Source organism: Vibrio sp. 10N.286.46.A8, assembly GCF_041470165.1.
Classification (GTDB): Bacteria; Pseudomonadota; Gammaproteobacteria; order Enterobacterales; family Vibrionaceae; genus Vibrio; species Vibrio tasmaniensis_A.
In genome coordinates, this window is record NZ_JBFRLX010000299.1 from 1 (window position 1) to 5,458 (window position 5,458).

The window sequence follows — 5,458 nt, forward strand, 5'->3', positions numbered from 1 at the left end:
GATTCTAGCATCACAAGCTAAAGCAGCGTCAGCATTTAAAGAGCGTCGTGGCGGCAACGGTCGTAATTTCCGTCGCTAGCAAAAGGGCGTCGCTAGTTTTAACGTCTTTATGTAAAGGCGTAAGTTGAGCATCGTTAGATAGACAAAGCCTTGACTGAAACATACAAAAGGAGCCTAAGTGCTCCTTTTTTAATGCGTGTTGCTTTAATCGTTCGTCTTAAGCTTCGCGGTTCTTTCTTTGATTCTTCCAAAGGTCAACGCCATAGACAATAGCGCTGATCAGTAAGAATAGCGCTGACACAGAAAACAGAGCGGGCATTTTTAGAATCCACGCGAATGTGGCAGCAAGAAAAGCGACAAAGCAAATGAGTCGACTTGATGACATGACATGACCGAGTTTAATGTTCATAACGCCTCCTAATGAAGTCTCACTTTCGACAGGAGAATTATCCCACCTTTGGCAAAATAAAGGCTAAAAAATAGTCTAAATTGTTATCAAATTTGCTAATTGAAGGACTCGCCTCACACATTTTAGCTTGGTTATTTTATAGTTCATAAAATAACCAGCCGAGGGGCTTTGTCAATTCTTTATACTTAACGATTTGCGTTGTGTTTTGCTAACGAAAACCGTGATTGCTGCACGAAGCAGTTCGAATAAAAGCTAGTTGGTATAGAACCTACTTAGCATAAAACTTACCTAGCATAAAAGAAGTAAGCGGTAATCAAAAAGCTCGCGATGATCACTGTGGTGCGAACATATTGTTGTGGGATACGACGAGAAACTTTTGCTGAATAGTAACCACCGACCAATGTCCCAAACAAAACGGCCATGCCTGACGGCCAATCAATCGAACCATTCACAACAAAGAACACGATTGCCGCGAGTGATGCGCATGCCGATACCAACAATTTGATGCCATTCATCACGTTGATATTGGTATACCCTGCCAGTGCCAAGTAGCTCAATGTCACAATGCCTAAGCCTGCATTAAAATAACCACCATAAACACACACGATCAAAAGCAATACAGCTGAAAAGAACGCGCCTGCGCTGGTGGCGTGCTTATGTTTAGCTGTTACTTTTTTGAGCCATTTGTTGAGAGTGCCACCAAAGGTAAAAAGCAGAGCGGCGAACAGCAATAACCAAGGTACGGATTGAGTAAATAGCGCTTCTGGTGTGTGTAGTAGTAAAAATGCACCAATGCTGCCGCCAATTATACATAGTCCAACAATGAGCTTGAGTTGTTTGGTACCAGATTGAATTTCGTGGCGTAGAGCGTAGGCTCCGCTAATGTATCCAGCACACGAAGCAAAGGTATTGGTCGCGTTGGCTGCTATTGGTGGAACGCCTGCAAACAATAGAGCGGGGAAGGTGATGAAGCTGCCTCCTCCTGCAATTGAGTTGAGCACACCGCCAATCACTCCCGATAAGAATAGAATCAACCAATCCATAGTTTTGAATCCAATGCGTTAAATGATGAATCACCTTACTTGATTTTGTTATTGATATCAGGGATATGTGTTTTTCAGGAGTCGGATTGTGAGTTTGCTACCATCTTAGAGCTACGGTTTTTTGAAATAGCTGCTACGAAAAAAGGAGCCTGAAGCTCCCTTTATTACGTTTTGTTTTTCTAAGCTAAGCCAAGTTTACACTTCAACAGGCTTCGCTCTAAAGCTCTTGAACAGCTTAACCAGAATAGGACTAGATAGAACCAATACCGCTAAAATGGTGAAGGTCATTGTGATAGGGCGTTCCCAAAGGAAGCTGAGTTCACCATCACTGATCATCAATGCACGTCGTAGGTTCTCTTCCATTAATCCACCAAGGATAAAACCTAGTAGTAATGGGGCAAGTGGGAAGTTGGCCAGCCTTAACGCTATCGCCGCCATTGCCACAATTAGCATCACAAACACATCCATCGTGTTGAAAGACACCAAGTACACGCCTGTGATTGAGAAGAAAATAATCATTGGCAGTAGTACCGTTCTTGGTACCGCTAGCAGTTTAGAGATGTAAGGGATTAAAGGCAGATTCAAGATAACCAGCACGATGTTGCCAAAGTACATCGAGATAATCACCGACCAGAATACATCTGGGTGCTCAACGAACAAGCGAGGACCCGGTTGGATGCCATAAGCGATGAGTGCACCAAGCATAATTGCTGTAGTACCAGAGCCCGGAATACCGAGTGTCAGTAGCGGAACGAATGAACCACTCGAAGCTGCATTATTTGCTGATTCAGGAGCCACAAGACCACGAATACTGCCTTTACCAAACTCTTTCTGCTTGTCTTTTGGTGCTAGGCTGCGTTCCATGCCGTAGCTTAAGAAAGCTGCGATAGTCGCGCCAGCACCCGGAAGCACGCCAGTGAAGAAGCCAAGAATTGAAGAACGAATCGAAACGGGCGCGACTTCTTTGAACTCTTCTTTGGTCACTTTCATGCTGCCAATATCGGCCATCTTTTGGCTTTCTTCGCCGCTGGTGTCTTTCTCTGGTTTCAAAATACCCATTAAAGTCTCACCTAAAGCGAATGTTGCCATAGCAAGAAGTAGGAAACTAAAGCCATCCATTAGGTCTGTTAGACCAAACGTGAAACGCTCAACACCAACGCCTTTGTCGATACCAACAGTAGATAACATCAAACCAAGAATGGTCATCATCCATGCCTTTATTACCTGACCCGGGCCTGCAAAAGCCGCTACAGCCGATAGACCTAACAACATCAATGCAAAGTAGTCTGACGACTGGAAGCTCAATGAGACACTTGCTAGAGCCGGTGCTGCAATCAAAAGCATGATTGCTGACAGAGTACCACCAGTGAAAGAAGAGTAGGCTGCTAGTGCCAACGCTTTACCTGCTTGGCCTTTTTGTGCCATTGGGTAGCCGTCGAATGCGGTTACTACCGTTGAAGAACAACCTGGAGCATTGATTAAGATTGATGACGTTGAGCCACCAAATACTGCGCCGTAGTACACACCGGCCATTAAGATTAAGCCAGAAGAAGGGTCTAGGCCGTATGTAATCGGGATCATCAACGCGATTGCTGAAATTGGACCTAGCCCCGGGAGCATACCAATGAAGGTACCCACGAAGCAGCCCACAATTACCATCATGATGTTCATTGGCATCACAGCGGTAGAAAGTCCTTGTAAAATTCCGTCTAACATAATGTTATCCCTACCAAAGAGTGAAGATTAAGCCAGGCTCTAGGTAGATATCTAAGCCTTGAGTTAATAATAAAAAGAACGCGATAACGAAAGGAAATGACGCGCCAAATAAAATAGATTTACGGCGCTCACCCAATAGGTAAAAGCCAGCAAGCAAGAAGAAGCTAGTTGCTAAAACAAAGCCAAGATAAGTCAGTCCAACACCGTACAAAGCCATTAACACTAAGAAGCCAATCAGCAGTTTCCAGTTCAGCGGCGTTGTGTCACATGTGACTTTCTTATCCGGTTGTCCTGTTATTAGCAGGATCAACGAGAGGCCAATGCCGATAAACGTCAACAGGGTAGGTAAGGTTCTTGCTGTAAAGGGTTCGTACTCGTCACCGGGAAACAAAGGAATCAGCGTGGTTTGGTAGCCGTAGCACAAGCACGCCAGCATAAAGATCATGGCTCCGATGCGATCCTTCGAAAGCAAAGATTCCTTACTCAGAAATTTGGTTGGTAAGTCCGACATATCCAACTCCATTTGGGGTGGTATAAATAGTAAAAAAGCCGTACATGAGCGAGTTAATGAAGAATGTCTGGGATCACTAACCAAAGGTAAGCGAATTACGGTACTGGTTTATCAGCCACTTGCGTTTACAACGAATCGGCAAGCGTTAGTAATACGTCTACGAATAAACAAAGGAGTTTGAAGTTAACTCATGTACGGCGAAACAAGGAAAGAGTAAGAGGGCACATAGACCCTCTATGGTTGTTGGTTATTTCAAGAAACCAAGCTCACGCATTAGGTCGCCCATCTGTTTTTCTTGGTCTTCTAGGAAGGCGTAAAAATCTTTGTCAGCTTTGTAGTTGTCAATCCAACCGTTACGGTCACGAACCACTTGCCATTCATCGGTCTTGTACATCTTGCCTAGAGCTACATTCCACTCGTCGATTTTCGCTTGGCTAGTGCCAGGTGCCGCGAAGAAGCCACGCCAGTTAGCAAATACTGTTTCGTTGCCGTACTCAGTTAGTGTTGGGATGTTTGGTGCCGCATCAAGACGTTTTGGTGCCGTTACTGCCAATACTTTTACTTGGCCTGATTTAGACATTTCTAGCACTTCACCAAGGCCTGTCGAAAGCAGTTGTGTTTCGCCAGAAAGCAGTGCCGCCATCGCTTTACCACCTGCATCGTAAGCAATGTATCGCACTTTCTTCGCATCAAAACCTTCGCCTTTGAACGCTGCCGCCACAACAAGGTGATCCATGCTGCCTCGAGCCGAGCCGCCTGCAATTTTCACTTTACGTGGGTTGCTTTCGAATTCTTTTACTACATCTTCCCAAGTGTTGTACTTCGAATCCGCAGACGCAACGATTGCGCCATAGTCGGCAATAGTTGCTGCTACAGGAGTTAGGTCGCGGAAAGATTGTGGGAAGATCCCCGTTAGTGAACGAACAACGATAGGCGTTGAGTTCACCATTAGCGTGTCTTCTTGACGTTGAGCCGTCTCGATTAGGTGTGCAATGGCTTTACCGCCACCACCACCAGACAAGTTTTGGAAAGAGACATTTTCTACGATGTCGGATTTAACTAATACATCACCCGTACCACGAGCCGTCATATCCCAACCGCCACCAGCGCCGCCAGGGATTAGGAAGTGGATTTTTTCTACGTCAGCAGCAAAAGTGTTAAAAGAAAAGGTTGCTGCGATGATAGAAGCCGCAAGAGTAGGTTTCAGTGCCTTGAACATGGTTCACGTTCCTTATGTAGGGGATCTCTTCAATGGAGAGAAACTTATGTTTTATATCCAGCTGCTAAACACACGAGTAGGGTATTGCTTAGCAGATGACGTTAAAGTTAACGGTGTGTTAAAGAATTGTCTGTAATGCGGTGATATTGAGGATAAAGAACATTGGGTGAATAAAGTTCATAAAGTTCACGGGGAGGTGAGGGTGTCCTTACTGTTGGAGACAGATGAAAAAAGAGAGCCACTTGGACTCTCTTTAACAGTTTGTAACTTATGATATATTTAGTGTTTCTCGATCATGATGAACTAGCCAGTGTTGAGCCTTTTAGCAGTTCAGTCGCGCAATCGAAATCGAACTCCTCGAGTGCGCTTTCCAACTTTTTAAATTCCGAAGGTGTTAGCCCAACCACAGCACCGTCCTCAATGTTAAGAACAATGTTGAGAGCTTCGGTGTCATCATTGGATACCGCTTCTAATAATAGGCCGTATAGTTCAGTACTTGGCTGATTAGGCGATGTCTCCGGTTTTGCTTGCTGGTCTCTTGTATTCTCGGTGGCGACTGT

The 5,458-nt window shown here is 44.9% G+C and carries 6 protein-coding genes; all 6 read right to left on the reverse strand.

All coding sequences use genetic code 11. From position 1 onward, the window contains the following. Positions 1–217: 217 nt before the first annotated feature. Complete coding sequence (locus tag AB4232_RS21755) at positions 218–409, reverse strand: hypothetical protein (RefSeq protein ID WP_009846584.1); 192 nt, start codon at positions 407–409, stop codon at positions 218–220. A 284-nt stretch (positions 410–693) separates the two neighbouring features. Beyond that, positions 694–1,452 (reverse strand): sulfite exporter TauE/SafE family protein, encoded by a 759-nt coding sequence (locus AB4232_RS21760; RefSeq protein WP_372087995.1) that lies wholly within the window; start codon positions 1,450–1,452, stop codon positions 694–696. A gap of 195 nt (positions 1,453–1,647) precedes the next feature. Then, positions 1,648–3,168 carry a tripartite tricarboxylate transporter permease gene (locus AB4232_RS21765; RefSeq protein WP_009846586.1) on the reverse strand — a complete coding sequence of 507 codons (1,521 nt, stop codon included), beginning with the start codon at positions 3,166–3,168 and terminating at the stop codon, positions 1,648–1,650. 10 nt (positions 3,169–3,178) lie between these two features. After that, positions 3,179–3,679 carry a tripartite tricarboxylate transporter TctB family protein gene (locus tag AB4232_RS21770; protein WP_269336138.1) on the reverse strand — a complete coding sequence of 167 codons (501 nt, stop codon included), beginning with the start codon at positions 3,677–3,679 and terminating at the stop codon, positions 3,179–3,181. Between the two features lie 247 nt (positions 3,680–3,926). Continuing rightward, complete coding sequence (locus AB4232_RS21775; RefSeq protein WP_009846588.1) at positions 3,927–4,898, reverse strand: tripartite tricarboxylate transporter substrate binding protein; 972 nt, start codon at positions 4,896–4,898, stop codon at positions 3,927–3,929. Between the two features lie 293 nt (positions 4,899–5,191). Then, positions 5,192–5,458 (reverse strand): hypothetical protein (locus AB4232_RS21780; protein ID WP_372087996.1); only part of this gene is annotated, 267 nt, incomplete at its 5' end.

Bases quoted from the DNA above. Each gene is read 5' to 3' on its own strand.
- AB4232_RS21755 (WP_009846584.1), bottom strand. From the start codon at position 409: ATGAACATTAAACTCGGTCATGTCATGTCATCAAGTCGACTCATTTGC.
- AB4232_RS21760 (WP_372087995.1), bottom strand. From the start codon at position 1,452: ATGGATTGGTTGATTCTATTCTTATCGGGAGTGATTGGCGGTGTGCTC.
- AB4232_RS21765 (WP_009846586.1), bottom strand. From the start codon at position 3,168: ATGTTAGACGGAATTTTACAAGGACTTTCTACCGCTGTGATGCCAATG.
- AB4232_RS21770 (WP_269336138.1), bottom strand. From the start codon at position 3,679: ATGTCGGACTTACCAACCAAATTTCTGAGTAAGGAATCTTTGCTTTCG.
- AB4232_RS21775 (WP_009846588.1), bottom strand. From the start codon at position 4,898: ATGTTCAAGGCACTGAAACCTACTCTTGCGGCTTCTATCATCGCAGCA.